Raw genomic sequence first — 3368 nt, forward strand, 5'->3', positions numbered from 1 at the left:
GGCCAGCCGCGTGGCGGCGATCGACGCAGGGCCAGCCGCGCCGCCGGCTGAGTCCCGCCGCCGACCGATCAGCCGCCGGCCGTCACCCGAACACGGTGATGGTCTGGCGGCTGATCGCCGTCAGGGCCCCGTCCGGTCGCCACATCATGGCGTGGGTGTGCGCGTACCCGTCGCGGGAGGCATCGGTGGTCGCCTCGTAGGCGAACAGCGCCTCCGGCGGGATCGTGTCGGGGCCGATCTCCGCCACCAGCTCCAGCGTCCAGGTCAGGCTGCTGGCGGGTGCGAACCCGGACAGCATCTGGATGGTCGCGGGTGGCCACGCGTCCGCGAGCACCAGCAGATGCTCCTCGTGGAACTCCTCCGGGGCCTCGCGCAGCTGCGCCCAGCCCGAGAGGTCTCCGGTCTCGGCTCCGCTGAACGGTAGGGCGCCGCCGACCTGCCTCAACGCGAGGAACCGGTAGAACTCCGGGGTCATCTTCTCGATGTAGGGGAACGGCTCGATGGTCCCGGGCTCGGGCAACTCCGGCATGGGATGCCTCGGGGGCACGACGATGGTCGACTCGCGGTGCTTCCCGAACGCCGCGAGCGCCGTGGCGACGATCGCTCCGTCCTGCCGCAGCGTGGCCTGGGCCTGCGTCACGTTCTTCCCGACCCGCAGGATCTCGGCGTGGACCTCGACCGGGCCCGGCGTGGCGGGACCGACGAACGAGACGGTGAACGACCTCAACGGATGTGGAGACGCGGCCGCGGACCCCGCAGAGTCCGAGGCCACGTCGTCTGAGGCCACGTCCCTGAGCCGCCCCTTGATCGACGCGAGGAGCAGGGCCCCGGTCAGGCCACCGTAGATCGCGCGGCCCTGCGTCCAGCCGTCCGAGACCTCGACGGTCCCACCGCGCGAGGCGGACTCCAGCATGTTCTTCAGCGACATGCCGGACAGTCTGCCAAAGCGGTCAGTGGACCAGTTGGGGGCGCCCCTTGTTCCGGAACGCGGCCAGGGCCGTCGCCAGGCCCGGCATCTGCGGCATCCGGTCGAACATCCTCTCGCTGCGCGTCTCCGCCGCGTCGTCGGCGGTCCGGTGCAGGTACTTGTCGGGCAGGGAGAGCCGGGCGATGGTGCGCCACGACTGCAGGTACTGCTTCCACAGCGGCCCGCTCACGTACGGCAGGTCGTACCGCTCGCACAGGTCCCGGACCCGCAGCGAGATCTCCGAGTACCGGTTGGACGGCAGGTCGGGGAACATGTGGTGCTCGATCTGGAACGACAGGTTGCCCGACATGAGGTTCATGACGGGGCCGCCGTCGAGGTTGGCGCTGCCGAGCATCTGGCGCAGGTACCACTCGGCCTGCGTCTCGTTCTTCACGTCCTTGGGGGTGAACTTCTCCGCCCCGTCCGGGAAGTGGCCGCAGAAGATCACCGCGTTGGTCCAGATGTTGCGGATGATGTTCGCGGTGACGGTCGCCGTGAGCGCCTGCCGGCCGGACGGCCCCGCGAGCACGGGGAACAGGACGTAATCCTTGAGGACCTGCTTGCCCGCCTTCCGCAGGAACGCCTTGGCGGTACGGCGGTCGGCGGGCGTGGCACCGGAACCCGGGAACGCGTCCTGGAACCGGACGTGCTGCAGCCCGATCCCCCATTCGAACCCCAGCATCAACACGGTGTTGATCAGGAGGTTGGCGGAGTACCGGGGCTCCCACGGCACGTCACGCGTGACCCGCAGGACGCCGAACCCCACGTCGTCGTCCAGCCCGACGATGTTCGTGAACTTGTGATGGAGGTAGTTGTGGGTGTGCTTCCAGTCGGCGGAGCTGCCGACCAGGTCCCACTCCCACGTGGTGGAGTGGATCTCCGGATCGTTCATCCAGTCCCACTGTCCGTGCAGGACGTTGTGACCGATCTCCATGTTCTCGAGGATCTTGGCCACGGCCAGGGCTCCCGTGCCGAGCGCCCAGGCCGTGCGGTTCCGCGCGCCGAGATACAGGACCGCGCGGGCTCCCAGTTCGATCCCCCGCTGCAGCCGGATCACGCTGTGGATGTAGCGGTAGTCCCGTTCCCCGCGAGAGGCGATCACGTCGGCCCTGATCGCGTCGAGTTCCCGCCCCAGCTCGTCGATCTGCTCGGGAGAGAGGTGCGCGTACTCGCCTACATCAGAGATGGCCATGGATCAACTCTAGGCCTGCCGTGTACCCACGGCCACCCGTGAGCAGGAACGGGTTGCGAATACGTGACCAACGGCACTGGGCGACCGGCATCTCAGTCACTCCAGGCCCGGCGCAACACTTCCAGCGTGCCGTGGACACGCTCGCGGGTCGACCCCACGGGGGCGATCATCAGCTCGTCCGCGCCCGCGCGCTCGGCGAAGTCCCGCAGGTAATCGCGCACCTCGGGGCCGTCCCCCACGGCGGTGTAGGTGATCATGTGGAGGATCTGGCGACCGGCTGCCGACTCCATCACCATGTCCAGCTCCTCGTCCGAGAAGTGGCGCCCGCGTCCGGCCATCAGCTTCACGCGCTGACGGCGATACCAGTGCAGCTCGCGGGCCGCACGCCCGGTGTCGTCGTCGGCCACCACGTTGACCGCGGCGATCATGTACGGCTCGGCCAGCTGGTCGCTGGGCTCGAACCGGTCGCGGTAGACCGCCGAGGCCTGCTCGAGCGCATCGGGCGCGAAGTGCGAGGCGAACGCGTACGGCAGGCCGAACTTCGCGGCGAGCTGGGCGCCGAACAACGACGATCCGAGGATGTAGAGCGGAACTCTGGTGCCACGTCCGGGCGTCGCGGTGATCCCACGGGTGCGGGCGAGATCCGACGGCGAGTCCCCCAGGAATGCCTGCAGCTCCCGCACGTCGTCGGGGAAGTGCTCGGCGGCCGACGGCTCGCGACGCAAGGCGCGGAACGTCTGCGGGTCGGTGCCGGGCGCTCGGCCCAGCCCCAGGTCGATCCTGTCCGGGTGCAACTCTGCCAATGTGCCGAACTGTTCGGCGATCACGAGCGGCGAGTGGTTGGGCAGCATCACCCCACCGGAGCCCAGGCGGATCCGCTCGGTCTGGGAGGCGATGTGCGCCATGAGCACCGCCGGCGCCGAGGAGGCGATGGACCCCATGTTGTGGTGCTCGGAGTACCAGACCCGGTCATAGTCCAGCTCCTCCGCCCTGCGCGCCAACGCCACCGAATCCTGCAACGCCTCACCGACGGACTGACCGGGGCGGACGGAGGCGAAGTCGATCACGGACAGGGGCATCGGGGAGGGGGTCATGACCGGTCCAACCCACGCCCTGCGGGGCCTATTCCGTCCCGCGTCCGGCCGGGGGCGGCACACTGGGGGTATGTCCGCACCCGGCTCCGGTTCCAGTTCCAGTTCCAGTTCCAGT

At 69.3% G+C, this 3368-nt stretch carries 3 protein-coding genes; all 3 read right to left on the minus strand.

All coding sequences use genetic code 11. From position 1 onward, the window contains the following. Positions 1-82: 82 nt before the first annotated feature. Complete coding sequence (locus G6017_RS00430; protein WP_182615367.1) at positions 83-928, minus strand: thioesterase family protein; 846 nt, start codon at positions 926-928, stop codon at positions 83-85. A 22-nt stretch (positions 929-950) separates the two neighbouring features. Further along, entirely contained in the window at positions 951-2159 is a 1209-nt protein-coding gene (locus G6017_RS00435) for a fatty acid desaturase family protein (protein WP_182615369.1), read from the minus strand. Positions 2160-2251: 92 nt separating this feature from the next. Further along, on the minus strand, positions 2252-3253 hold the full coding sequence (locus G6017_RS00440) for an LLM class flavin-dependent oxidoreductase (RefSeq protein WP_182615371.1): 1002 nt from the start codon (positions 3251-3253) through the stop codon (positions 2252-2254). Positions 3254-3368: the final 115 nt, after the last annotated feature.

It is taken from the genome of Dietzia sp. B44, from assembly GCF_014145245.1.
Taxonomy (GTDB): Bacteria; Actinomycetota; Actinomycetes; order Mycobacteriales; family Mycobacteriaceae; genus Dietzia; species Dietzia natronolimnaea.